This window comes from Mucilaginibacter myungsuensis, assembly GCF_015222005.1.
Taxonomy (GTDB): domain Bacteria; phylum Bacteroidota; class Bacteroidia; order Sphingobacteriales; family Sphingobacteriaceae; genus Mucilaginibacter; species Mucilaginibacter myungsuensis.
On sequence record NZ_JADFFL010000002.1, the window covers coordinates 36647 to 62084 of the forward strand.

Annotated in this window: 24 protein-coding genes; 12 read left to right on the forward strand and 12 right to left on the reverse strand. The window is 46.8% G+C overall.

The features are described 5' to 3' along the window. Positions 1-61: 61 nt before the first annotated feature. From IRJ16_RS03960 to IRJ16_RS03980, 5 genes are all read right to left on the reverse strand, one after another. A complete protein-coding gene (locus IRJ16_RS03960) occupies positions 62-280 on the reverse strand; it encodes a hypothetical protein (protein WP_194110238.1) in 219 nt (72 codons plus the stop codon). 278 nt (positions 281-558) lie between these two features. After that, a complete protein-coding gene (locus IRJ16_RS03965; RefSeq protein WP_194110239.1) occupies positions 559-1821 on the reverse strand; it encodes a glucose-1-phosphate adenylyltransferase in 1263 nt (420 codons plus the stop codon). Further along, positions 1818-3239 (reverse strand): glycogen synthase, encoded by a 1422-nt coding sequence (locus IRJ16_RS03970; protein WP_194110240.1) that lies wholly within the window; start codon positions 3237-3239, stop codon positions 1818-1820. The genes IRJ16_RS03965 and IRJ16_RS03970 overlap by 4 nt, the downstream gene beginning before the upstream one ends. A 216-nt stretch (positions 3240-3455) precedes the next feature. After that, positions 3456-3659 (reverse strand): DUF433 domain-containing protein, encoded by a 204-nt coding sequence (locus tag IRJ16_RS23180; protein WP_353959036.1) that lies wholly within the window; start codon positions 3657-3659, stop codon positions 3456-3458. A 24-nt stretch (positions 3660-3683) separates the two neighbouring features. Further along, positions 3684-4763, reverse strand: a complete 1080-nt coding sequence (locus tag IRJ16_RS03980; protein WP_194110241.1) for a carboxypeptidase-like regulatory domain-containing protein — start codon at positions 4761-4763, stop codon at positions 3684-3686. A gap of 191 nt (positions 4764-4954) precedes the next feature. Between IRJ16_RS03980 and IRJ16_RS03985 the strand changes: the two genes are divergently transcribed. Further along, positions 4955-5512 (forward strand): TetR/AcrR family transcriptional regulator, encoded by a 558-nt coding sequence (locus IRJ16_RS03985; RefSeq protein ID WP_194110242.1) that lies wholly within the window; start codon positions 4955-4957, stop codon positions 5510-5512. A gap of 176 nt (positions 5513-5688) precedes the next feature. Here IRJ16_RS03985 and IRJ16_RS03990 read toward each other — a convergent pair whose 3' ends face one another. From IRJ16_RS03990 to IRJ16_RS04010, 5 genes are all read right to left on the reverse strand, one after another. Continuing rightward, a complete protein-coding gene (locus IRJ16_RS03990) occupies positions 5689-6201 on the reverse strand; it encodes a glutathione peroxidase (protein WP_194110243.1) in 513 nt (170 codons plus the stop codon). A gap of 62 nt (positions 6202-6263) precedes the next feature. Then, a complete protein-coding gene (gene ybeY / locus IRJ16_RS03995) occupies positions 6264-6689 on the reverse strand; it encodes an rRNA maturation RNase YbeY (RefSeq protein WP_194110244.1) in 426 nt (141 codons plus the stop codon). Continuing rightward, positions 6689-7111: an ATP-binding protein gene (locus IRJ16_RS04000; RefSeq protein ID WP_194110245.1), complete on the reverse strand. Its 423-nt coding sequence runs from the start codon at positions 7109-7111 to the stop codon at positions 6689-6691. The genes ybeY and IRJ16_RS04000 overlap by 1 nt, the downstream gene beginning before the upstream one ends. 1 nt (position 7112) lies before the next feature. After that, positions 7113-10847 (reverse strand): DUF4175 family protein, encoded by a 3735-nt coding sequence (locus IRJ16_RS04005; protein ID WP_194110246.1) that lies wholly within the window; start codon positions 10845-10847, stop codon positions 7113-7115. Positions 10848-11025: 178 nt separating this feature from the next. Further along, positions 11026-11424: a hypothetical protein gene (locus tag IRJ16_RS04010; RefSeq protein ID WP_194110247.1), complete on the reverse strand. Its 399-nt coding sequence runs from the start codon at positions 11422-11424 to the stop codon at positions 11026-11028. Positions 11425-11726: 302 nt separating this feature from the next. On the opposite strand from IRJ16_RS04010, the gene IRJ16_RS04015 reads away from it, so the two are divergent. The 5 genes from IRJ16_RS04015 (at position 11727) to IRJ16_RS04035 (ending at position 17240) form a co-directional block, all read left to right on the forward strand. Then, positions 11727-12170, forward strand: coding sequence for an RNA recognition motif domain-containing protein (locus tag IRJ16_RS04015; protein WP_194110248.1), 444 nt, complete (start codon positions 11727-11729; stop codon positions 12168-12170). A gap of 259 nt (positions 12171-12429) precedes the next feature. After that, positions 12430-14139, forward strand: coding sequence for a single-stranded-DNA-specific exonuclease RecJ (gene recJ, locus IRJ16_RS04020; protein WP_194110249.1), 1710 nt, complete (start codon positions 12430-12432; stop codon positions 14137-14139). Positions 14140-14273: 134 nt separating this feature from the next. Continuing rightward, entirely contained in the window at positions 14274-15014 is a 741-nt protein-coding gene (lptB, locus tag IRJ16_RS04025) for an LPS export ABC transporter ATP-binding protein (protein WP_194110250.1), read from the forward strand. Between the two features lie 26 nt (positions 15015-15040). Beyond that, on the forward strand, positions 15041-16573 hold the full coding sequence (locus IRJ16_RS04030; RefSeq protein WP_194110251.1) for a GH3 auxin-responsive promoter family protein: 1533 nt from the start codon (positions 15041-15043) through the stop codon (positions 16571-16573). Position 16574: 1 nt separating this feature from the next. Then, a complete protein-coding gene (locus tag IRJ16_RS04035; RefSeq protein ID WP_194110252.1) occupies positions 16575-17240 on the forward strand; it encodes a DUF4288 domain-containing protein in 666 nt (221 codons plus the stop codon). Between the two features lie 15 nt (positions 17241-17255). On the opposite strand, the gene IRJ16_RS04040 is transcribed toward IRJ16_RS04035, so the two are convergent. Both IRJ16_RS04040 and IRJ16_RS04045 read right to left on the reverse strand, forming a co-directional pair. Beyond that, complete coding sequence (locus IRJ16_RS04040) at positions 17256-18275, reverse strand: tetratricopeptide repeat protein (protein WP_194110253.1); 1020 nt, start codon at positions 18273-18275, stop codon at positions 17256-17258. A 35-nt stretch (positions 18276-18310) separates the two neighbouring features. Next, complete coding sequence (locus IRJ16_RS04045; RefSeq protein ID WP_194110254.1) at positions 18311-19360, reverse strand: tetratricopeptide repeat protein; 1050 nt, start codon at positions 19358-19360, stop codon at positions 18311-18313. Between the two features lie 116 nt (positions 19361-19476). On the opposite strand from IRJ16_RS04045, the gene IRJ16_RS04050 reads away from it, so the two are divergent. From IRJ16_RS04050 to IRJ16_RS04075, 6 genes are all read left to right on the forward strand, one after another. Further along, positions 19477-20688, forward strand: coding sequence for a serine hydrolase domain-containing protein (locus IRJ16_RS04050; protein ID WP_194110255.1), 1212 nt, complete (start codon positions 19477-19479; stop codon positions 20686-20688). 98 nt (positions 20689-20786) lie between these two features. Next, the gene (locus IRJ16_RS04055; protein WP_194110256.1) at positions 20787-21101 is read left to right on the forward strand and encodes a YbaB/EbfC family nucleoid-associated protein; all 315 of its coding nucleotides are present in this window, start codon (positions 20787-20789) and stop codon (positions 21099-21101) included. A 171-nt stretch (positions 21102-21272) separates the two neighbouring features. Beyond that, positions 21273-22310 (forward strand): SAM-dependent methyltransferase, encoded by a 1038-nt coding sequence (locus IRJ16_RS04060; protein WP_194110257.1) that lies wholly within the window; start codon positions 21273-21275, stop codon positions 22308-22310. A gap of 112 nt (positions 22311-22422) precedes the next feature. Then, entirely contained in the window at positions 22423-23574 is a 1152-nt protein-coding gene (locus IRJ16_RS04065; RefSeq protein WP_194110258.1) for an alpha/beta hydrolase, read from the forward strand. 113 nt (positions 23575-23687) lie between these two features. Beyond that, positions 23688-25004 (forward strand): NAD(P)/FAD-dependent oxidoreductase, encoded by a 1317-nt coding sequence (locus tag IRJ16_RS04070; protein WP_194110259.1) that lies wholly within the window; start codon positions 23688-23690, stop codon positions 25002-25004. Between the two features lie 30 nt (positions 25005-25034). Next, a complete protein-coding gene (locus IRJ16_RS04075; protein WP_194110260.1) occupies positions 25035-25250 on the forward strand; it encodes a hypothetical protein in 216 nt (71 codons plus the stop codon). Positions 25251-25438 lie beyond the last annotated feature (188 nt).

Consider the following 25438-nt stretch of genomic DNA (forward strand, 5'->3'; position numbering starts at 1 on the left):
TCAAATAAAAGCGGCCCTGACTTAACGTTAGGGCCGCTTTTGCATTTGAGGTTTTCGGTATCTATACCGTGTCCTTCTTCATTTTAACTTTGGTTTTTTTGGTTACCCCGGCACTATCTTTCTTGGTCTTCATCTTCTTTTTATCATCCTTCACCTTTACTTTCTTTTTCACCGTGTCTTGTTGAGTAATGGTATTGGCATCACGGTGGGCCGGTACTGCGTAAACTGTCCCGAAGGATATTACCGCGGCTAAGGCGGCTGTGCAAATGGTCTTTTTCATGGCGATGTGTTTTAATGTCCTTTTAATAATAAGGCACATTTCTAAGAGATTGTTTTAACTAAAAAGAAATAAAGTCACTTGATCTTAACCACAAAGGGCACGAAGTTTTATCACAAAGGGCACAAAACCTTGCATCACCAGGTATCAAACTATGCCTTTGTGTTCTTTATGGATCCTTCTTCGTGTCCTTTGTGGTTAAAAGATCATCGCCAAAAAACAACGAAGCCGCACAACGCTTTCGCAATTGTACGGCCTAAAGGTATTGTAGTCCTTAAATATTATATCACTGTTCCGTTAGGGATCACCGCGCGTTTTTTAACCACAACGATGCCATCCTGAACGGTATATGTAGGGAAGTCACCATCAGGTAGCTTTTCGCCACAATTAATGGTAACGTCATTGCCGATATAGCAGTTCTTGTCAATGATCGCGTTCTTGATATTGCAACGATCGCCGATACCCATAATAGGCTCATTATGCTCTTTAGCATGCGCGATCTGCTCCAGTGTCTGATAATTATCAGAACCCATCACATAGCAACTCTCAATATTGGTCTCGAAACCGATGCGGGTACGGATACCAACCAGTGAGTGCACAATGCTTGCTGCATTAATGATACAACCTTCAGATATAATGGTACGATCCAGATGCGTGCCCGAAATTTTTGATGGCGGCAACATCCGTGCACGGGTATATATCGGTTTGTTACCGTAAAGGTTAAATTCCGGTATCTCGTCCGTAAGGCCAAGGTTGGCCTCAAAAAACGACGGGATAGTACCGATATCGGTCCAGTAACCTTCGTATTGGTAGCTGATCACCTTGTGGGTATGGATCGATTGCGGGATGATCTCCTTACCAAAATCCGGGTGGTCGTTACCATTCAACAAGTCATACAATGTTTGTTTATTGAACAGGTAGATACCCATAGATGCCAGGTAAACACGGCCTTCGGCCGCCATCTCCGGACTAACCTCTGATGCCCAACTCTCAAAGTTCGACTTAGGCTTTTCTATGAACTCCGTTATGTTGTTATCGCTGTCGGTCTTTAAGATACCAAAGCCCGGAACATCATTGGCATGTACCGGAATGCTGGCAATAGATATCTCGGCCCCAGCCTCAACGTGGGCTTGGATCATCTTGTCGAAATCCATCTGGTACAGTTGGTCTCCTGACAGGATAAGGACGTACTCGAACTCGTGTACAGACAAGTGGTGCAAACTTTGTCTAACCGCATCAGCTGTTCCCTGGAACCAGTGACCGCTGGTTGGCGTTTGCTCGGCAGCCAAGATATCTACAAAAGCATCGCTAAAACTGCTAAAGTGATACGTGTTTTTAATGTGCTTATTAAGCGATGCCGAATTGAATTGCGTTAACACAAATATGCGCGTGATATTTGAGTGCAAACAGTTAGAGATAGGGATATCGACCAACCGGTATTTACCGGCAATGGGCACAGCAGGTTTAGATCGAGTAGCTGTGAGCGGGAATAAGCGCGATCCCTGCCCGCCGCCAAGTACAATACTGATTACTTTGGATGTCATATGTTTTTAATTAAGCGTTCGTATAATTGGGTGTATTGTTTGGCCGAGCGTTCCCATGAAAAATCCAGCTCCATCATCCTCGTCCGTAATTGGTTTATATGTTTGGTATCGGCGTAAAGCGCAATGGCTCTACCTACTGAATAACAGATATCATCAACACTGGTTTTGTCAAAACATATCCCATATCCATCTGCATCGCCAAAATCTATCACGGTATCGCGCAGGCCGCCGGTGCGGTGCACCATTGGGATAGTGCCATATCGTAATGAATAGAGCTGATTCAATCCGCAAGGCTCTACACGCGATGGCATCAGCAAAAAGTCGGATCCGGCGTAGATCTGGTGCGATAGCGATTCATCGTAACCGATGTAAACGCGATAATGGTCTGGCTGATGATCCATCAAGCCTTTCAGCGAGTGTTCAATTGGTTTATCACCGGTGCCTAATACTAAAAAGTTCACCTTGCCCGGGTTTTCTTGCAGGCTGCGGTTCATGGCTTCGGCCAATAGCTCGGCGCCTTTGTCGGTCACTAAACGGCCTATGAACGATATCAGCGGCAGCGAAGGGTCCAAATTAAAGCGCTCGCACAGCGCCTTTTTATTGGCTGCTTTATTGGTAAAGTCCGCGGCTGAATATTTGGCCGGGATCATTGGGTCTATCTCCGGGTCCCAAACCAGCGAGTCGATGCCATTAACGATACCCACGCCGCGATGGCGTTCCATTTGGAACAAGCGCTCCAATCCGTTAGATTGCCAGCTCAGTTCTTCCATATAACTTGGCGACACGGTGGTATAAGCCGAGCAGCAACGCACCGCCGAAGCCAGCGGATTAATGCCACCGCTCCAATCTACAAGGCCTGCGTAACGCATGTCAACCTCAGGCAGGTATTTAAATTTGTTATAACCGAAAGCACCGTGGTACTGCCCGTTATGGATAGTGAACACCGTTGGTGTATTGGCCAGGCGCTTATAAATAGCCGAATATTGCAGTAAGAAAGGTACTAAACCTGCATGATGATCATGACAATGAATAATATCCGGCGATTGCTGCGACCAGTTGATCCAATCTAAAAACGCTAATTGATAGGCGATGAATTGCTCATTCTCATCGGGGTAGCTATAAACCTCGGGGCGATCCAGCAGACCGGGGATGCGGATAAGATAAAGCTCGAAACCCAGTACATCGTGTTTCTCTTTCCATATCTCAAATTCCATGCGCTCGCCTGCAAAAAGTGTGGAGGCGCGGAAAATAACGTCGAATTGGTTCTCGTGAACAAATTTACGGTCGTAGAAAGGAAGGGCAACAGCGGCTTGCAGGCCGGCTTTTACCTGGTATTTAGGTAACGCTCCAACAACATCTCCCAAACCGCCAATTTTGGCAATAGGATAACATTCGGCAGCAAGGTGATAAATTTTCATTAATAGGTTTTATTGGGTCAAGTTAAGCAAAGATCCCTAAAAGAAAAACCTGTAAACACTATTATAGTTTTGAAAATTTAATGGTTGAAATGCTGTGATAATGTCAGGCTTAGTGTATTGGAATTATAAAAATGACACGATCGGTATGTGGGGAGCACTGTAAGTTGTTTTCGCCTAAGATCGAATGATCATTGCGCCACCCTAATTGTGCGTTCTTTATGGCGGCGTAGGCCAGGCACGCGAAGATCTGCCTTGATCAAGTTGTGGGAGATCTGCTAATATATCTGAGGCAGACATGCCGGATGCAAGCCACTGCAGAACATCATAAACTGTTATCCTCGTACCTTTAATGACCGGACTACCAAACCTGATCTGTGGGTTGATCTCGATGTGCTGTTTGTAGTTGATCGGCTGCGGCATATATTAAACGGTGAGGATCTTTAATTAATTCTTCAACGGTGGTTGATACTCAAAAGGCAGCTGATCGCCAATACGCATGGAGGCCCACAAGCCCTGGATCATAAATGTGCGGTAATCAGTATAAGCACCCTTGCTATCGATCAGCGCCTCGGGCAAATTAAGGCTCAGTAACGAGCCTTTGTTTTTATAGATGTCGGTAACTTTTAGTTTATAGCTTTCTTCGGTCACCTTGTTCTCGTCGCCCTTGATATGCTGAATGTATAATGTTTTGTGCCGTAGCGAAATAAAAGTGGTATCGGTACCGCGCGCTAACGAATCAAAAGTTACCGGATCGGCAGATAGCATCAAAGATCCGGATATCTCGCTGGTGTGTAAAGCACGCACCACAAATCCATCCTGCTTAGCCGTATTATGATAGACGGACCTTAAAAATTGCATCATTGACCCCTCGTAAGCTTGCAACCTGTTCTTAGCCCATCTCTTTTTCTCGCTTTCGGTGCCTTCCAATTCTTCAAAGCTGGTCTCGCCGTCGTACTTGGTCACGGCATCTTCGTACTCGAAAGCTTTAAGCAGATAGCGGATACGGTAACCCAGGCGTTTATTCTCGATGATGAGGAACTCATCGGCATCGGCCATCAGTTTCTTTTTATTGGTAGAAAAGCTGATCACCTTAGGGTTAATGATGGTGCACTCTTTGGCATTGTCGGACGTGCCTAAGAACTGCCGTTTAAATATCGCGTAGCGCTCTTCCCAACGGTCGGGGCCAATGACCACTTCGCGCAGTTCGGTCGCTTTTACTTTTAGGGCGACATTGACGGTGACATTTTTGTCCTTTATGATGACATTCTGTACCTGCGCCCCGTAGCCGATCATTTGTACCGACAATTGGAACGTTCCCGGCGTTATACTGCTAAGGCTGAATTTGCCTTCAGCATCGGTAGCGGTGATCTTTTTTGTACCGCTAATGAACACCGTTACCGACTTGGCCGGTGCGCCATTCTCGTCAACTACGGTCCCCGAAATAATAAAGGTTTGCTGGGCCACAGCAGCGACCGAGAACATCAGGAAAGCAATAAAAGCGACGAAGAAGCCGGGGTATTTCATATCAGGTTTCAAGGTAGCCAAAAGATGTTCAACGGGGAAATTTTGATAGTATTATTGGTGTTACGGGCTTGTTACAGAATAGGCGCATTTAACGCGTAAGTAGCAGGATATTAACAACCCATAATTTCTAAATAGCTGTTGCCGATTGCCGTGGTTTAATTAAATTTGATACAACTTATTACACCAAACTTTTGGACAAGAAACAGCAGATACTCGCGACAGCGTTAAGGATGTTCGTAGAGTACGGCTTTCATGGAACGGCTACGGCCAAAGTGGCACAGGAGGCCGGCGTGGCCAACGGCACGCTGTTCCATCACTATAAAACTAAAGATGAACTGGTGCTGGCCATTTACGTTTGGATAAAGGACGAATTGGAAGCATCGCTGGCCGCCATCACACACGACAGCGATTTCATCACCCCAAAATTTAAGACCATCTTTACCGCGACCCTGCATTGGGCTTTGCAAAACCGCGGTAAGTTTTACTACCTGCGCCAGTTTGAGTTATCGCCCCATTATGCCAACGTCCCAACGGGAGATAATCAAACTATATTGGACCGATTGATCGCCGAAGGCATCCGCCGAAAGATATTACGCACCCATCCCGCCGAACTGATCCTGACTTTATATAACAATCACGTATTCGGCTTATACCAATACATTACCCAGGCTGATCTGGAACCCAATAAGCAAACCGCCATTATTAGCGAAGGCTATGAGATGATATGGGGGATGCTGAAATATGCATGATCTTTAGATTTTTTAACCACAAAGGAAACAAAGATAGAATGCACAAAGGGCACAAAGCCTTGCATCGTCAATATGCAAGCCTTTGTGTCCTTTGTGAAAACCTTTGTGCCCTTTGAGGTTGATTTTTTTTGCAAAGGCTACGAAACTAAGAACGGCCCTCATCAGGCCGTTGCTCATTATAAATATTTGGTGATCTCTTCGGACATCGGTGTGGTTTTAGACCTGAAACGGTGAACCAATTTACCGTGCTCATCTACCAGGAATTTTTCAAAGTTCCATTTGATCTCGCCGGTAAAGTCAGGATTTTCGGCTTCTGTCAGGTATTTGAATAGCGGGGCTATATCGTCGCCTTTAACGCTCACTTTCTCGTTCAGCGGGAAGGTTACGCTGTATTTACCTGTGCAAAAAGCTTTGATCTCGGCAGCGCTGCCAGGCTCTTGTCCGCCAAAGTTGTTGGCCGGGAAACCGATCACTACCAATTTGTCAGGATAGGTCTCGGCCAGTTTTTGCAGGTCGGCATATTGCTTGGTGAAACCACATTGTGATGCGGTATTAACGATCAGGATCTTTTTGCCTTTGTATTTAGCAAGGTCGAAGCTTTTACCGTCGATGTTTTTTAGTTTAAAATCATAAACAGAACTTGGCGCGGCAGTGAACAACAGCGCAAAGAAGATGGCAAGTATTTTCATAATGGTAATTAAGGGTTTTTGTACTTATATACGATCAAAGATGGACAATTGGTTGCGTAAAGTCAAAAACTTCTCGTGGCCAGATACTTGTCTTCCATGTTTGTCATCAAAGTTTTACTTGCCTTGGTCTTGTCTTTGTAGCCAAGCAGGTGCAAGGCCCCGTGAATGATCACGCGGTGCAGTTCGTCGTCGGTCGAAACTTTGAATTTGGCAGCATTCTCTATAATGCGCTCTACAGAAATAAAGATGTCGCCCACGATCACCTTCTCCTCTTCCGAGTTATCAAACGTGACGATGTCGGTATAAGTATCGTGGTTAAGATATTGTTGATTGATCTGGAGCAGGTAAGCGTCGGAACAGAAGATATAGTTCAACTCATCCAGTTTGTAGCCTTCGGCAACAATGGTGTCTTTGATCCACTTGCGCAGGGCTACTTTGTTTTTGGGCTTGAATTTGGTATCCTCTTCAAAAAAAGTAATGGCAGGCATTAAAATTTAAAATGTAGTTCTATCTCGTTGCCTTTTTCGGTGAAGATGCACTGATCGGCCAGTTGTTTAATAATAAATACACCACGGCCTGATAATGCTTCCAGGTTCTCGGGCGCAGTAGGATCGGGAATATGGGCAGGATCAAAACCGTCGCCTTCGTCGGTCACGGTCCAGATAATGCGGCGACCATCCACCTCGGCATTCACGATCACTTTTTTGGTCGGATCGTTCTGGTTACCATGTATTATCGCATTATTGACAGCCTCGCTCAGGCAGGTCATCATGTTGGCAAAAGTATCGTCGGGTAGTTGGTATTTATCGGCTATCTCCTCTATCAAAACCTCAACCTGCGTCAAGCTATCCGCTTGCGATGGTAGCTGCAGGGTATATAGTTCGGTAGTAGGATAGTTAGATGCTGTCATATTATTTAGCATTAAGTTGATCAAAGTACGACTTTATTTTCTGCTTATAATACAAATTAAGTGCCGCGGGTACTGTTTTCACCTGTTCTGTTTGCTTGGCCTTAGCCTGCTGGTAGTCTTGCAGGGCCTTAATATAGCCTGGCGGAATATCTTTTCCGGCGTGGCTATCTCGTTTGTTGTCCTCCTCGCGCTGCTGTTCAGCTTTTTCGGCCTCCAATAGCTTAACCTGTATCTGTTGCTGACGGCGGATCGACTCCTCCGTCACTTTCCTGTTTACGAGATCGTTCTCAGTTTGTTCCATTTGTTTGGCGATTTTTTGCAGATCGCCCATATTATTGTTGCCGTCCTTATTGTCCTGCTGGTTAATTTGCTCTAACTGCTGGCGTATCTCCTGCTGCTGGCGCGCCATGCGGGCAAATTGCTCGGCCATGCTTTGGCGCTGGCTTTGCCCTTGGTTTTCTTTACCGCCCTGCTGTTGCTGCTGCTGCATTTGCTCGCGCATTTTTTGCATGTTCTGGTTCAACTGCTGCTGTTGTTTGCTCAGCTGCTGCATGGATTGTTGCTGTTTCTTCGACTGCTTTTTGCTCTTGCCGCTTTTCTTTGATTGTTGGGCATCGTTCATGTTGTCCCTTGCTTCGCTCAGCATCAAGGCCAGGTTGTTCAAACTGGTCATGGCATATTGCTGATCTCGGTTAGCTTCGGCGGTACGGCGGTCGCCTAACAGTTCGATGGCTTTATCAATGTGTTCGTTAATGCCGGCTATCTCTTTATTGACTGTCGAACTGATCTGCGGCACCCGCTTGCTGATCGAGTATAACGAGTCTTGGGCCGTTTTCAAGTTGTCCTTAATATCCTTTTGCTTTTGGGCCAGGGTTACGTATTGTGGATCATTGGCGCTGGTACTGCGCAGGGTTTGCATTACGCGCTCCTGCTCAAAAGAACTATTCACCAAACTCTTCAATAACTCGCGCAATTGGGCAAGGTCAATACCGGCTTGTTCTTCTTCCTCCTTATCCTTTTGCTCCTGCATCTTTTGCGCCATCTTTTTCATTTTTTGCGCGGCCTGCTTTTGCGACTTGGATGCCTGCTTTTTATTATCCTTTTTAAGTTGCTCCTTGCTCTCGTCCATGTCCTCCTCCACGCTTTGCTTCTCTTGCGGCGAGTTGTCAAATTCCTGCTTGTCTTCCAGTTGTTCGTTCTGTTTTTTCAGATCGTCCATCTGTTTTTCAACCTCTTTAAATTCTTCCTTCAACTTATCCTGCTCTTTTTGCAGCTGCTCTTTCTCGGCTTGCTTTTCAGCATCAGTTTTCTGGCTATCCTTTTTATCGCCGGCTTGTTTGTCGGCATTCTGTTTATCAGCGTTCGCCTTGTCTTGCTGCTGCTTGTCGGCGTTAGCCTTATCCTGTGCGGCTTTGTCTGCCTTAGCTTTGTCTTGCGCGGCCTTGTCGGCATTAGCTTTGTCCTGGTCTTTTTTATCGCCGTTCTGCTTGTCGCCGTTCTGTTTATCCTGCTGATCTTTTTTGTCGGCATTAGCTTTGTCCTGCGTAGCCTTATCAGCGTTGGCTTTGTCCTGATCCTTTTTATCGGTATTGAATTTGTCCTTATCGCCCAAGTTCGGTTTGTCCTGGTTCTTTGGATCTTGGTTTTGTTTGCCTTGTTCCTTTTTATCTAAAGCGTCGGTCTTTTGCGCTAAGGCCTCTTGTTTCTCGGCAAGTTTGTTCAGGTCTTTAATGGTCTTATCCATTTTCTGATCAAACTCCAGTTTCTTCATCAACTCCTGCGCACGGGATAGTTCCTTTTTTAGATTACGGTTCTCGCTCTGCATTTTGTTAACGGCATCGCGGGTAGGCTCTTTACGCTCGGCTTCTAACAGTTGCTGTAGTTTTTCCAGCATCTCCTGGGTTTTAGGATCAAGTACATTTTTCAACAACTCGTCCATTTGCTTTTGCTTGTCGGTCAACTCCTGACTTTGGCCCGAGTTTTCCTGACGGTTCATTTGGTTGCGGCGGTTCTCGGCTTGTATGTCCTTGATCAGGTCATTCAGTTCCTTTTTCTTTTGCATCAGGTCCTCCACCTGTTTCTTTTCATCGAAAGAAAGTGTGTTCTTATTCAGCAACATCTGGTTCAGCTTTTGCGACTCGCGCTCTAACTGACCGGCGATCTTAATAGCCGACGACATTTTTTGCTTCACCGCCTCGGTACCGGCGTTCAGTTGCTCCTGCAATTCTTTCTCGGTCGGTACCTTCATGGCACGCTCAGGGGTGCGGGCCTTTTTAGGACCTGATACTGCGTCGTTATCAGCCACCTCAAAGTAGTAGGTCAGCTCATCGCCGGGTTTAACGGCAATGTCTTTCATATCCCAATAGTAAAAGAAATCGCTTTGAGTTTGGCCCAGATCGGCCTTCACGCTTCTGGTGATGGTCTTTTCTTCGCGGTTGCTACCCGGTGCGCCAACTTTATAGTGGAAGGTCAAAGAAGTAAAGCCGTGATCATCCTGAATGCGGCCATTAAAGTACATAGCCTTAGTGCTGATCGAGTCGGCCCTTTCTACAGCGGTGATGGCCGGTAATTCATCGGCAATAACATTAATGCGGTAACTGGCCGAATCGCCGCGGGTAACCATCTTGCTCTCGGGCTTTAACGAGAACATAGCGTTTCTGCTGATGCGCTCGGTATGTTCAAAAAGGCCATCATTGCCTTCGGCAATATCGGTCGACTTGCCGTCTAAGCCGAAAACCACCTTATCAGCATTCTGCGTATGCAGTTGCCATTTTACGGTAGTTCCGGCAGGGAGCGTCAGGTCACCGGCGTTGATCAGTTTCTCGTCCTTTTTGTGCAGATAGCTTGGGTAGTGCAACTCAACGTCAAAATTTAACAATGACGGTTTCAGGTTAACCTTGATCTCGTAAGGCTGAGAGTAAAAACCATTGGCGCTTAAGCGAAAAGCGGTGTTCTGTTGAAGGTTGCTGAACAGATAATGGAACTTAGCCAGATTCTCTTTATCTAACTTAAAGGTGTTACCGTTGGTCTCTACATAAACATCGGCCGGAATTTTACTGCCGGTCATTTTCAAGTCCAGCTTTAGGTCTTCGCCTTGTACTACACTTAGTTTGTCGTTCAGTACATCGAATTGGAACGGAGCGGCTGGGGTATAATATTTATCGTGGTTGATGAGGCGTTTAGTGCTCTCGGTCAATATGGATGGTGAAGCCAGCGCAATGAACACGATCACTCCTACCGGCGCCAAAACCCATTTCAGGTATTTGTTATTCTCTTTAAGATTGATGGCCGATGGGAAACTCACCGGGCGCAAGCCTTCTATCTTTTGGCCTATGCTTGCCTCGATCAGCGAGCGGTTGCGGTCATCCTGCTCGGATAGTTTTTTTAGTTGAAGCGTGTTGAGCAGCTTATCCTTTACATCGCTAAAATGTGTGCCGATGATCTGGGCAGCTTCATCATGCGTTAGGGTCTTACCAACCTTTAGCCAAGCCAATAATGATGGTACTACAAGCCAAAACAGCAGGCCAAGGTTCAGTAAAATAAAAGAGTAAAACAGAATGGTACGCGGCAGGGTACCGAAGTTAAAAAAGTACTCGCTCAGCGTGATCACCACGTAGGCCGAAAACAGGCCCGCACCCAAAAAGATCAGCCCCCTTAGCAAATTGTTAAAGTAGTACTTGCGGATAAATACGTTGATCTTATCGATCAGGAGTTCGTAATTGTTCTGTCCGTTCATAATACCTTGGGGTGATGAGAGTACATACCTATTTACTAAGTTAGTAAAGTATTTATCTGAACGAAAATTTTTGCCCGATAATTATAGTACGAACGGGAATGTTACAATATTGCCCGCCCCAGCAATAAAAAAGCCCTCTGCGGCTGGCAGAAGGCTTAAATATCTTGCAGCAAAAAACTTACTGACGTTCTATTATAGGTGTACCCTTACTGCTATCGATCAATACCAGTTTGATCTGCTTCGGGTCCAGCAAAATGATCTCGGGCTTGCCTTTGTAATCGATGATCTTGCCGGTCACTATTACGTCCTTACCTTTAAAGTCGGTCGCCGGGTCGCCTTTAAATTTACTTTTGGCATCGGCCGGGATCATCAGCGTTAGTTCCTGGTTGGGGTTAAAACCACCGATATCTAACAAGGTCATGTTAGAGGCGAACGTTTTCCCGCTGAATATTTTGGCGGTTATCTTTACGCTGTCGCCGATGTGTTTGGCGGCATCTTTAGCGGCGATAACGGTTTGGGCTTTGGCGTTATAAGTGAACGCTGCAATGGCGATGATAAGTAGTAGTGCTTTTTTCATGTATTTAACGATAACGACAGGTCATGTTTTGACCGGCACAAGATACCAACGGCGATCCACTTTAAAAAGTATCCCTGCCAGATCAGCTGCTACTTAAATAACAATTGGATCGGCCTGTCCGTATAAGCGACCAGCGACCTATGATGTAACAGTTGTAAAAAACATTCTTGTTCAGAAATAAATAAATAGTATTTATTGAATTTAATTTAACTATAATTGAAATTAAATAAACACTATCGACGAGTTGGTGTTATTTAAGTGCTGTTAAGCATAGATATGCTTAATGTTTAATTGAAAACTTGATGAAAATTTTTATTGGAAGTCTTCCCTACAAGGTAGAGGAAGCTGATCTGCAAGAACTGTTCGCAGCTTACGGCGAAGTAAGTTCAGTGAAAATCATTACCGATCGCGAGACCGGTAGAAGCAAAGGTTTTGGCTTTATTGAGATGACCGACGACGAGGCTGCACAAAAAGCTATCGACGGTTTGAACGGTAGCGAAATTGGCGGCAGAACAATTGCTGTTAGTCAAGCTGAAGAGCGTAAACCAAGCACTGGTCCACGTACCGGCGGCTTTGGCGGTGGTGGCGGCTACGGCGGTGGAAACCGTGGTGGTGGCGGCGGCGGTTATAGCGGCGGCGGCAACCGTGGTGGCGGCGGCGGTGGTTACAGCGGCGGTGGCAACCGTGGCGGTACCGGCGGTGGCTACGGCGGTGGCGGTGGCGAGCGTAAAGATCGTTGGAGCTAATTCAAATTAAAACTAACCTGCTTTAGATAGTACTTCCAATAAAAAGGATAATTATTAAAGAGAAAACCCGTTCGGACGATAAGTTTGAACGGGTTTTGTTTTTGGTGCTATTTGGAAGAGCCTTGCAGGTATTCCTGGCCATCGGCGCGACCAATACAAAAGTCATAAAGCGTGTATAGGTTTGCGAATTACTGATCAGTTTGATTACTTTGCGCCCTTAGTGAAAATTCTTTGTACCCCTTGTGGCTAACCCAACAACATGCAAAAACGCTGGACATTTAAACCAACACCCGACAAAGCAACTGTAGACCAACTGTCTGCCGGATTGGGTATTGGCCCGGTATTGAGCCAGCTGTTACTGCACAGGGGCATACAGACTTACGACGAGGCCAAATTCTTCTTTCGCCCGATACTGGAACATCTGCACGACCCTTTCCTGATGGCGGGCATGGAGCAGGCGATCGAGCGTATCGACAAGGCCATCGCTCAAAACGAAAAGATCTTGATCTACGGCGATTACGACGTGGACGGGACGACTTCGGTAGCCCTCACTTATAGTTTTTTCAGCAAACGCTACGACCAGTTAGCCTATTATATACCCGACCGTTATAAGGAAGGTTACGGCATATCTACCCAAGGCATCGACTTTGCTAAGGAGAACGGCTTCACGCTGATCATCGCGCTGGATTGCGGCATAAAATCAGTAGATAAAGTTGCTTACGCAAATACCTTGGGTGTCGATTTTATCATCTGCGACCACCACTTACCGGGCGATGAATTGCCCGATGCTGTTGCGTTGCTTGACCCTAAACGCCCCGGTTGCGATTATCCTTATAAAGAGCTTTCGGGCTGCGGCATCGGCTTTAAGTTGATACAGGCTTATGCCCAGGCGCACGATATCCCTTTTGAAGAAGTGACCCAATATCTGGATCTCGTGGCCATCAGTATCGCTTGCGACATCGTACATATCGACGGCGAGAACCGGGTGCTGGCACATTACGGCCTGCAACGCATCAATACTGAGCCATGCATTGGCGTGAAAGCCTTGATGGGCGTCGCGAAGAAAGGCTCGTCGGAGTATACCATATCCGATGTGGTTTTCCTTTTAGGTCCGCGCATTAACGCTGCCGGTCGTATAGATGATGCCAAGCAAGCGGTAGAATTACTGATCAGCTGCCATGATGATGAAGCCAACACCTTAGGAGCGCTCATCAATACTAAAAATTTGGAGCGTAAAGAACATGACCTTAACATCACCGGCGATGCGCTGAGTATGATAGACGAAAGCCAGATCATGATCGACCGAAAGTCGACCGTAGTTTATCGCGAGGATTGGCATAAAGGGGTGATCGGTATCGTAGCTTCGCGCCTGACAGAGAAATATTATCGCCCTACTATCGTCCTTACCAGATCTAACGGGCATGTGGCAGGTTCGGCACGCTCAGTAGTCGGCTTTGATCTGTACGAGGCCCTTTGCGATTGCAGCGACCTGCTCATCCAATTTGGCGGGCACAAATACGCCGCAGGCCTGACCATGAAACCCGAGAACGTGACCGCTTTTGCCGACCGTTTTGAGGAAGTAGTAAGCGCCACTATCCCACCCGAATTGCTGATCCCCGAGATACTGATCGATGCCGAACTGGAACTGAAACAGATAGACCCGAAATTTTTTAGGATATTGCAACAGTTCGCGCCATTTGGACCCGAAAACATGTCGCCTATATTTTTAAGCAGGGGTGTACAAGTTAAGGGCCTGGCAACGTTAGTAGGTGGTGCGCACCTAAAGGTGACGATAGATCAGCAAGGATCGCCGATATTTGATTGCATCGCCTTTGGACAGGCCGAACATTTAGACAAGATAAACAGCGGGCAACCATTCGATATCTGTTACAGCATTGAAGAGAACGTATGGCGCGATAAGCGCAGCATACAGTTAAATATAAGGGGGATTAGATTTAGTGAGCAGTGACCAGTTGAGTAGTGACCAGTAAGGCACTTATCGACAGATCACCTCCATATCATAACTTCAGTGAAACGCTATCAGTTAGCAGTGACCCAAGTGGCACTGATCACCGATCACCGATCACTGATCACTGAAACAACATGAACTTACGAGCAGAGAACTTAGTAAAAAAATACAAACAGCGTACGGTTGTTAACGATGTATCGTTCAACGTGTCGCAGGGCGAGATCGTGGGTTTGTTGGGGCCTAATGGCGCGGGTAAAACTACGTCGTTCTACATGATCGTAGGTTTGATCAAGCCGAACGAGGGGCAGATCTTTTTGGATGATGACAACATCACTATGGATCCGATGTACCGCCGTGCGCAAAAGGGTATCGGTTATTTGGCTCAGGAGGCATCGGTGTTCCGTAAGTTATCTGTTGAGGATAACATAAAAGCCATCCTGGAGATGGGGCCGATGAGCAAGATAAAACAGGAAGAAAAACTGGAAGAACTGATAGACGAGTTCAGCCTGCACAAGGTACGCCGTAACCGTGGCGACCTGTTATCGGGTGGCGAACGACGCCGTACCGAGATAGCACGGGCTTTGGCTGCTGAGCCTAACTTTGTACTGCTGGATGAACCATTTGCCGGTGTAGACCCTATTGCCGTAGAAGAGATACAGGCTCTGGTTGCTAAGCTGAAACACAAGAACATAGGCATCCTGATCACCGACCACAATGTGCAGGAGACCTTATCTATCACCGATCGTGCCTATCTACTTTTTGAGGGCAAGATACTGGAAAGCGGCGAGCCTGAAGTGCTGGCTAATAATGAGATGGTAAGGAAAGTTTATTTAGGTGCTAATTTTGTACTAAAAAGAAAAGTTTTTAATCCTTAAATTGCGGTGCATCTCTGCATCCAATTATGACCATAATCAATTCTGTATTTACCTGGTTCATGAAAAAGCGTATCCACCAGATAGAGCTTTTTATGAAGTATCCGCACGAAGTGCAGGAAGAATGGCTGGAACAGTTAGTTGGCTGGGCCGAAAACACCGAGTGGGGCAAGCAGCACCATTTTAAAAGCATTGAGAATTACGCGCAGTTCAAAGAGCGCGTACCCATACAAACTTACGACACGCTGAAGCCGTACATTGAGCGCATGCTTAAAGGCGAGCAGAACGTGTTATGGCCATCAGAGATACGTTGGTTCGCCAAATCATCAGGTACTACCAGCGATCGCAGCAAATTCATCCCCGTAAGCGAGGAATCTTTAGAGGAATGCCACTTTAAGGGCGGCAAGGACATGCTAACCCTTTACTTTAACAACCGCCCCAACGCCCGCATATTTACCGGTAAAAGTTTAACTCTTGGCGGCAGCCACCAGATCAGTCAGCTTAATGCGGACGCCTCTTTTGGCGATCTATCCGCCGTGATCATGAAGAACCTGCCGATCTGGGCCGAGTTTTACCGTACCCCACACCTGGACATTGCCCTGCTGGAGAACTTTGACGAGAAGATCGAAAAAATGGCTATGGCCACCAAGGATGTGAACGTTACGAGTATCAGCGGTGTACCTACCTGGAATATCCTATTGTTTAAACGCATATTAGAGATCACCGGCAAGAATAACCTGTTAGAGGTTTGGCCGAACCTGGAACTATACTTCCACGGTGCGGTGAACTTTACGCCATACCGCGACCTGTTCAAGCAACTCATCCCCAAGGATGATATGTACTACCTGGATACCTACAATGCCAGCGAAGGTTTCTTCGGCATCCAGGATACCGAGCAGCATGGCGATATGTTATTAATGCTGGATTATGGCATCTTCTATGAGTTCCTTCCATTCGAGCACCTTAACGACGTGCACCCACCAACGTTGACCCTGGATCAGGTAGAACTTGATAAGAATTACGCACTCATCATTACCACCAATGCCGGGCTGTGGCGCTATATGATCGGTGATACAGTCCGCTTTACCTCGCTTGCCCCTTACCGTATCCAGATCACTGGTCGTACCAAGCATTTCATTAATGCCTTTGGCGAAGAAGTGATCATTGATAACGCCGAACGTGCTTTAGACCGCGCTTGCCGCTACACCGGAGCGATCGTTCGCGATTACACCGCTTGCCCCGTCTATTTCTCTGAAGATGGAACAGGCGGCCACGAGTGGCTGATCGAATTTGAGAAAGACCCCGAAGAATTTGAACGCTTTGTAGACATCCTGGATGAGACCCTCCGCAAAGTAAACTCTGATTATGATGCCAAACGCTTTAAAGACATGGCCTTGCACCGCCCGTTGGTTAAGCAAGTGCCTTGCGGAACATTTTTACAATGGATGAAAGAGCGTGGTAAATTGGGTGGCCAACATAAAGTACCACGTTTGGCTAACGACCGCGAATATGTGGAGGCGATATTGAAGATGTTAGGGAAAGAGAAGGTGGCCGCTAATTAAGATGAAGTATTCTTTAGATAATTGGCGCTTCGATAAAAACTTCTCCGATAGCGAACGAAAGACCGTGATAGATATCCACTGGGCTTACCCAGATATCGAACCATTATTGCAATTGTCTCCCGCCGAAAGGCGAATTAAGGTCGACGAGGGCAATCAGCAAAAACTTCAACAACTGATAGGAACGGGACTGTTTGATGATCACGAGGTCATCGGTAAAAAGAATAGTCCGAGGGGAATCAAAGCAACCGTTAGCTTATCTCAATTACCCTCGATCCACGATATTGATATTGTCGACCATATCTATATCAGACATATCGATCACGCTTTTCAAAGAAAGTCTCGTTCTGTTTCGCAATTCTACACGGTAAAGATGACCGTGGCTGTAGAGGTTGAAGGCCATACCAGTGGGATCCAAACCATCGAAGATCGTTTTGTGATGGTAAAAGCCCGCTCGCATGAGGAAGCGTACCAGAAAATAGAAAGCCAAAAAGAAAGTTACAGTAAACCATATCTCAACAGCAAGGGCGCCCTTGTACGCTGGGTCATCGAAAGCCTTGACGATTGCTACGAAACAGATATCTTCTCGGCAAAAGATCTGAATAACCCTGAAGGTGTCGAGGTGTACTCGAAGCTTAGAGGTAGGAGGTATCGTAAGTGGGTGGAGTGATCCATTATTATTGCATCAAAATCCTCGCTCCGTCCCCTTCAACCAAACATCCAGATCAGTCATAGCTTGCGCGTTGGCGGCTATCCACTTGGCGCTTCCGGGCGTTGTCTGTGTAATGTAACGGGCAAAGGGAGGCATGTGCGGACTTTTAGCTAACTGGTAAAAGTAGGCGGCTTGGTACTTTCTAAAAAAGTCGTTGCCGTTCTGCTTTTCGGCTATCTGGCCTATAGAAGTAAATACGGCCGTTAATTGTGCCGCCAGCAGGTCGCCGGCTGAGGCATATCGACGGGTTGCGAATGGCTTTATAGCAATGGTGACCGCATTGTTCAGCGCGATGGTATTGGCATCAAGTCGGATAGGTTTTGCGCCAGCTTCGCGTTTTAATATCCCGCCATGAAAAATGCTGCGGATATTATTAATTGCCTCGGTACTGCGTAGGGTATTGGGTTCTAAGATCAAAAAGCTGCAAAACGACAGCAAGGCGACCGCCCGTTCGTTTTGATGGAAGGTCACTAAGCCATGCACTCGCATGGTGCTGGCATGTTTGGGGTCGAGTTTGATGGCTTGCTCGGCTGTGGTTTCGGCATCAGTATACTGCTTGTTACGGAAATAAGCCAAAGCTAAATTGTACTGCAAAGGTTGGTTGGTGGGGTTGGCGGCAATGCCTTGCTTATAACTTTCGATGGCCTTTTGTGGCTGGCGGTTACGATCGTAAATGCTCCCGGCCAAACTGTATGCGCCATTGATCAGGTTCGCCGATGCCTCCGTCGACTTAAAAACCTTCTCCAAATAAGGTAAAGCCTCCAAACCCTTGCCCGACGCATTCAGCGTGAAAGCCATTTGATAGTTGGCCGGGGCATACTCGGGCGCGATAGCTAAAGCGGCCTTATACTTTTCCAGCGCGGCGGGGTAGTTCTTTTGGGTGCTTAGTTCGTTGCCTTCACGGGTTAGGGTGGGAACGTCGGTAGTTTGCGCCATGGCCAACCACGGCGCCATCATCATCAATATAAATAACGTTAGGCGTAGATGTTTCATTTACGATCGGGCTTTATTTTACCAACGCAAAATAACTAAAAAGCGTGCGCGGTGCTCTTATCCCATTCCTCTAACTTTTTAAGTTCGTCGGGGTTTGCCTTAAACCAGGCAATATTGTCCTGCTGAAAACCTGTCAGGCTGATGAGCTTGGTAAACGCCGCCATAGCCGGCGAACTTGCCAGGCTGTAAAAATAGCCGGCGTAAAATTTCTCAAAGAAATCTTTATTGGCTTTCTTCTCAGCCAATTCACCGCTGATCAAAAAGATGGTCTTCAGTTGATCCTGAAGTTGCTCTACCGCAGGCAAATTCTTTTTGTCGTCCAACTTAGAGGATAGGGCCGCCATAGCCACACCCAGGTTAGCGGCATCGGCCTCTACATTACCGGTTTGGGGCAAAGAGATATTTACATTCTTTTTATTAGCACTGTCTTTAGCAGATATGTTGCCATTTAATGCCTTTTGCAACTCATTATAAACAATTGCCGTATTGCGTGACTGTGGCTCGAGCAACAAAAAGTTGCAATAAGCCAGTACCGCACCGGCTTTCTTTTTTTGCCCGGCAGCAGCAAAGCCATATAATTTATGGCTGCTGCTGTGTCTCGGGTTCAGCTTTAAGGCCGAGATAGCATAGCTTTCGGCCTCGGCATACTTCTCTTGTCGCACGTAGGCAATGCCCATGTTAAAATAGGCCCGCTGATATTTGGGGTCGGCCTCTATTGCTTTCTTGTATTGCTCAAAGGCTTTATCAAATTGTTTTTCGTTATCGTAAACGCTGCCCAGCATGTCATAGGCACCGGCCCGCATATCACCACCGGCTGTTATCACAGCTTCCAAATGCGGGATAGCCTCCTTGCCCCGGCCTGCCATCAGCATCGAATACCCGATCTCGAACTCGGCAAGGGTGCTTTTGGGGTCTAACTTTAAAGCTTCCTGGTATTTTTCAATGGCGGCGGCATAGTCGCCTTTGTCGTGTAGTTGGATGCCTTGTTTAATAATAGCTTCGGCATCGGCGCTCTGAGCCAAAGCATTTGCTGCCGGCATAACCATCAGTAAGCCGGCAATTAATAAGTTGTGTAAGGTTTTCATGTCTAAAACTAAAGAATTGTTATTAACTAAAACAAAAATGTTTCAATTTCATTGTCGGTATGATCTAACTGATCTTTAATTTTACCGATCGTTTTATCTGTGAATTTTTCCTGCGTATGATCTTTGTGTATAAAAACACCTTTGCTGTTCTTTTGTCCCTGTTCCTGTTGTCGTCGTGCTCGTCCGACCCCGCTAAACAAAGCGATGCGGAAGTGGTCAACTCCAAACCCCTTGATATTGCCACCATCCTAAAGTACGACCCTAAAAAGGCCGACCCACAGATAGACGCCTTTATGCAACACCTGCACAAAGTAGCCAACTTTAACGGCAACGTGTTGGTAGCTAAAAAAGGCAAGATCGTTTATCAGAACGCACTCGGCTGGGCCAATTATCCGCGTCAGGATAGCTTAACGCTGGCCTCGCAATTCGAGCTGGCCTCGGTCACCAAGACCATGACGGGCATTGCCATTATGCAATTGTGGGAACGTGGCAAGATCAAACTGGATCAGAACGTTAAAGAGTTCTTCCCCGATTTCCCGTATGAGGGCGTGACCATCCGCTTGTTGCTAACGCACCGCTCGGGCATGATGAATTATGTTTACTTCGTCGATGGTATCTATCGCAAAGAAAAACGTGACCAAAAGAAAGGTCTGAACAACCAGGACGCGATGAAACTGATCGCCGAATATAAACCGGCACGTTATATCGCCCCGGATAAAAAGTTCCATTACAATAACTCCAACTACATGGTGTTGACAGCCATATTAGAAAAAGTGACCGGGCAACGTTATTCGCAGTACATGATGGAGAACGTTTTCAAGCCAGCCGGAATGAAGAATACCAACGTGTATTCTAAAGCCGAGTACGAAAAGATCCCGACCAAAGTAATGGGTCATGATCGTAACAGCTGGAAATACTCCGTCGCGCAAAACTTTTTAGATGGCCCTGTGGGCGATAAAGGCATCTACAGTACCGTAGGCGACCTGTTGATATTTGACCGCGCCTTACGTGCCGGCAAACTCATCAAGCCTGCCACGCAAGATTCGGCCTATAAGCCACGTAACCCATTAGTGCGCGGGCATTTTAGCTACGGCTACGGCTGGCGCACCTTTGAGGCCCCTAATCAGCAAGTGGTTTACCACACCGGCTGGTGGCACGGTTTCCGCCATATTTATTTGCGCGATCTTAAAAACGATGTGGTTATTGTGCTGTTAGGCAATATGGTGAACGGCAGTCTGCTACACTTAGATGACCTGTACAAAGCCGCCGGTATGCCGGTAGTACGCAAGGAAGCATACACCGGGGCGGGCGATACGAGTGAGGATTAGGTTATAGGACCATTGACCGGTCGATCAGTGATCAGTTGTCCGGTCTGCTATTTTACAACTGATCACCAATAAACTAATTAACCGATCAACTGAATAACATGTTCGATAAACTATTTGAGGCCCAGCAAAAGGCGGGCGAGGTAAAACAAAGATTAGATAACATCACCGTTTCGGGTTCTGCCGAGGGTGGTAAGATCATGGTGACGGCCAATGGTAACCGTGTGGTACAAAGCATCAGCATCGACGAGGAGTTTTATAAACAAGCCGACCGCGAGGAACTGGAAGAATTGCTGGCGGTAGCCGTCAACAAAGCCATTGCCGAGGCCGAGAACGTAAACCAAAGCGAAATGGCTGCCATGACGCGGGATATGTTCGGCGGGATGGGTGGCCTGGGCGGCATGTTCGGCAAGTAATTACTAATGTGAGTAATTTGGCCATCTTTTTCGCCAACACTCAAACCACATTGTTGTTAAACCCGTAACTTCTTCAAATTCGCACCTCTCCTAAATCCTCTCCTGAGGAGAGGACTTACGAAGTTAACAACTCCCTCTCCTTTGGAGAGGGCCGGGGAGAGGTGAACAACTATGTGGTACGACAAAATTATTGAAGCCGACAAAGTCCCCGATCGGATCCTACGTAAGGGCATCCGCAAATTACTTAAACAACGCCTGCACGACGAGCATAAAGGGAACGTTGAGGATCAGCAACGGCACCTGATGAACCTCATCGCCGAGTTGAAGGCTTCCCCGATCGCCGTTAATACAGCCGATGCTAACGAGCAGCACTACGAGGTCCCTACCGAGTTTTACCAGTATTGCCTGGGTAAAAACCTAAAATATTCTTCGGGTTATTGGAAGGATGGTGTAACAGATATCGACACGTCCGAAGATGACATGCTCGAACTTTCTTGCCAACGCGCCGAGTTGGTCGATGGGCAGCACGTGTTGGAACTGGGTTGCGGATGGGGCTCGTTATCGCTATACATGGCGGCCAAATTCCCGCGCAGCACGTTTAAGGTCGTATCCAACTCGCGTACACAAAAGATCTTTATCGATAACGAAGCCAATAAACGCGGCATCACTAATTTAGAGGTGATCACTGCCGATATTAACGTCTTCGATATCGACATTAAATTCGACAGGGTGGTATCGGTAGAGATGTTCGAGCACATGCGCAACTACGAGTTGCTATTAGGCAAAGTAGCTTCTTTCCTAAAGCCTGAGGGCAAGCTTTGGATCCACATCTTCACGCATAAAGAATACGCTTACAAGTTTGAAGTGATAGATGATACCGATTGGATGAGTAAATACTTTTTCACCGGCGGCATCATGCCCAGCGATGACCTGATGTTTTATTTTAACCGCGACCTGGTGGTAGAAAAACACTGGCATGTAAGCGGCACCAACTATGCCAAAACCAGCGAGGCCTGGCTGGCCAATATGGATAAACATAAAGAACAGATCATGCCGCTATTCCACCAAACTTATGGCGAGGACCAAGCCGTGAAATGGTGGGTTTACTGGCGCTTATTTTACATGGCCTGCGCCGAGTTATGGAATTATAATAATGGCAATGAATGGATAGTGAGCCATTATTTGTTTCAGAAGACAGACAAGAAATAAACTTTACTACAGGGTGTCATGGTGAGCCCGTCGAACCATGTTGGGCAGGCCTTCTGCACCATCCTTCGACAAGCTCAGGATGACACCCCTTTCAGATAATAAGCCATACCACATGCCCCGACTCATACTCCTCATCATCTTCTTCCTCATATCGCTGTTAGCTATATTTAGGGCGCCACAATATTACCTTTGGCTATTGGCTATTATGGTGACGGAATACCCACTGATATTCGTGGCGATAACGTCGGCATTAACGGCCTGGGGGTATTGGTTAACACCGTATAGAGTTGCTGGGAACTGGGTAGGTATTATTGCTATCGTGCTATTCCTCTCCCCTATTATCCGGGCTTGGATAGTGGGCAACGATCTGCAAAAAGATATGGCAACTGCATTTACGGGCAACGGAAGTCCGGCCGTGTTTCCCGCACGTACTCCGTTCACGTTCGGGGGTTTGCTTAAAACAACCAAGGCGGTATCCCACAAAACGATGATCTTTGCCGAATACCCTGATCTGAAATTAGACCTCGACTTCTATAAGTCAACTATATCCCGCCCCTCGGGAGAAGGCCGGAATAATGCACCCTGTATCATCGTCATCCATGGCGGATCATGGAGTAGCGGGGATAGCAAGCAATTACCTGAACTGAACAGCTATCTGGCCACAAGGGGATATAATATCGCAGCGATCAATTACCGTAAAGCACCTAAATATCAAACCCCGGCCCCTGTTCAGGACATCAAACAAGCGTTGACCTACTTGACTAAACACGCCGTGGAGTTAGGTATCGACACCAGCAAATTCATCCTGTTAGGTCGGTCGGCCGGGGCGCAGATCGCGTTGCTGGCGGCTTACACCTTGCACGATCCGCGGATCAAAGGAGTGGTTGACTTTTACGGTCCGGCAGATATGGTTTGGGGATATTCGTTGCCATCAAACCCGCTCATCATGGATTCTCGTAAGGTGATGCGCAATTATATCGGCGGTTCTTATGATCAGGTGCCTGATAAATTTAAGGCCTGCTCTCCTTTGGAATTTGTAGACGACGAGGCTATACCAACACTCATCATCCATGGCGATAACGACGTACTTGTATCGCCTGAGCACAGCCGCCGGCTGAACCAAAAATTAGCTCAACATAATATCCGGCATTACCGTTTAACACTGCCATGGGCAACCCACGGCTTCGACTATAATTTGAACGGCCCGGGCGGGCAATTATCCACTTACGCGGTGGAAACTTTTTTGAATACGATAATGCAATAAAAAACCAATTTGTCATTGCGAGGAACGAAGCAATCGCGAATAAGCAGAGCTGCTCTTTGGGTGTGCGGTTGCTTCGTTCCTCGCAATGACAAGCTTAAAATATAAACTCCGAAATGGAACATCCGAGATCCGAAATTAGAGGGGGCACAACCGCCATCATAGGCACCGGCATTGCCGGTATGGGTAGTGCGCACTTTTTGCATAAGCACACCAACCTCACTATATACGAACAGAACGATTACGTTGGCGGCCATACCAATACCGTTACGGTTGACGAGGACGGCAAACCCGTTTATGTGGATACCGGATTTATGGTTTTTAACTATAAGACCTACCCTAACCTGTGCAAGCTATTCGCCGAGATAAAAGCGCCCGTTAAAAAGACGGATATGTCTTTCAGTGTGCAGCATGTGCCGAGCGGGTTAGAATATAGCGGCAGTAGCATCAACCACCTGTTCGCTCAGCGGAAGAATATATTCAACACCAAGTATATTAAAATGTTGATGCAGATCGGTCGTTTTAATAAAGAGAGCATTAAGATACTGGACGACCCTAAGTACGCCAACTATTCGATAGGGCAATACATCAAAGAGTTCAACTTTGGCGAGGAGATGCTGTGGAAATACCTGGTGCCAATGAGTTCGGCCGTGTGGAGTACACCGATGGAAGAGATGCTGGACTTCCCGGCCGTAACTCTCATCCGTTTCTTCCTTAATCACGGTTTTTTAGGCTTGGATACCCAGCACCAGTGGTACACGTTAGAGAAAGGCAGTCAGGCATATCGTGAGATACTCATCAAACCTTTTAAGGATAAGATCCACACTAACCGTAAGGCCATCAAGATAGCCCGTACAGATGACGGTAAAGCAATTGTGATAGCCAGTGACGGCACGGCACAGATCTTTGACCGAGTGATCATTGCTACCCATGGCGACCAGGCGCTGAAACTGTTAGAGAAACCCACGTTCGACGAGCACCGTCTATTATCCAACTTCAAGTATCAATACAACAAAGCCGTACTGCATACCGACGAAAGCATCATGCCCAAAACCAAACTGGCCTGGGCCAGCTGGAACTACCGCATTCAGCAAGACCATGGTAAACTTAACCCAAGCACCATCTACTGGATGAATCAGCTGCAAGGCGTGTCGGATAAAAAGAACTATTTAGTTTCCATCAACCCGCACGAAGGCTTGAATGAGCGAAAGATCCTTAAAGAATTGGACTATGATCATCCGCTTTTCGATATTAATGCTATCAATGCACAAGCCGAGTTACATAAGCTAAATCAGCAAGGCCCGCTATATTTCTGCGGCAGCTATTTTAAATACGGTTTCCACGAGGATGCATTTGCCAGTGCGGTGCAGTTATGTTCGCAATTATTGGGCAGACCTATGTATGATGAAAAATTAGTCGAGCCGCCTTTATAAAACATCGCCCCTGATATTTGTTGTAAAGGCATGGTGCCTTATAAAAATTCGGCTGGGAATTCTGGCGTGGTAGCTTATGATATTAGCGACGACCGTATAGCCGTGCAATTCATCGGCGGGGACATTTATGTTTACTCGTACGCCAGTGCGGGGAAGCGGAATGTGGAGCAAATGAAAAAACTCGCTCTTGCAGGTAACGGACTCAGCACATTTATTAGCCGGGTGGTGCGGGATAAATATGAATGATCCACAATGCAGCCCGCCACGCATACCTCAAAAAATGGGCACAAAAAAAGAGAGCTCTTGCGAAGCTCCCTTTCCCCTAATTAATTTAAACTATTGATTAAACCCAAAACAAAGAACAAAAAACCTCAGCTTGGGCGTCTGAGAATTCAAAATTTAGTTTTTCACAGGTAGATGATATAATATCTTTT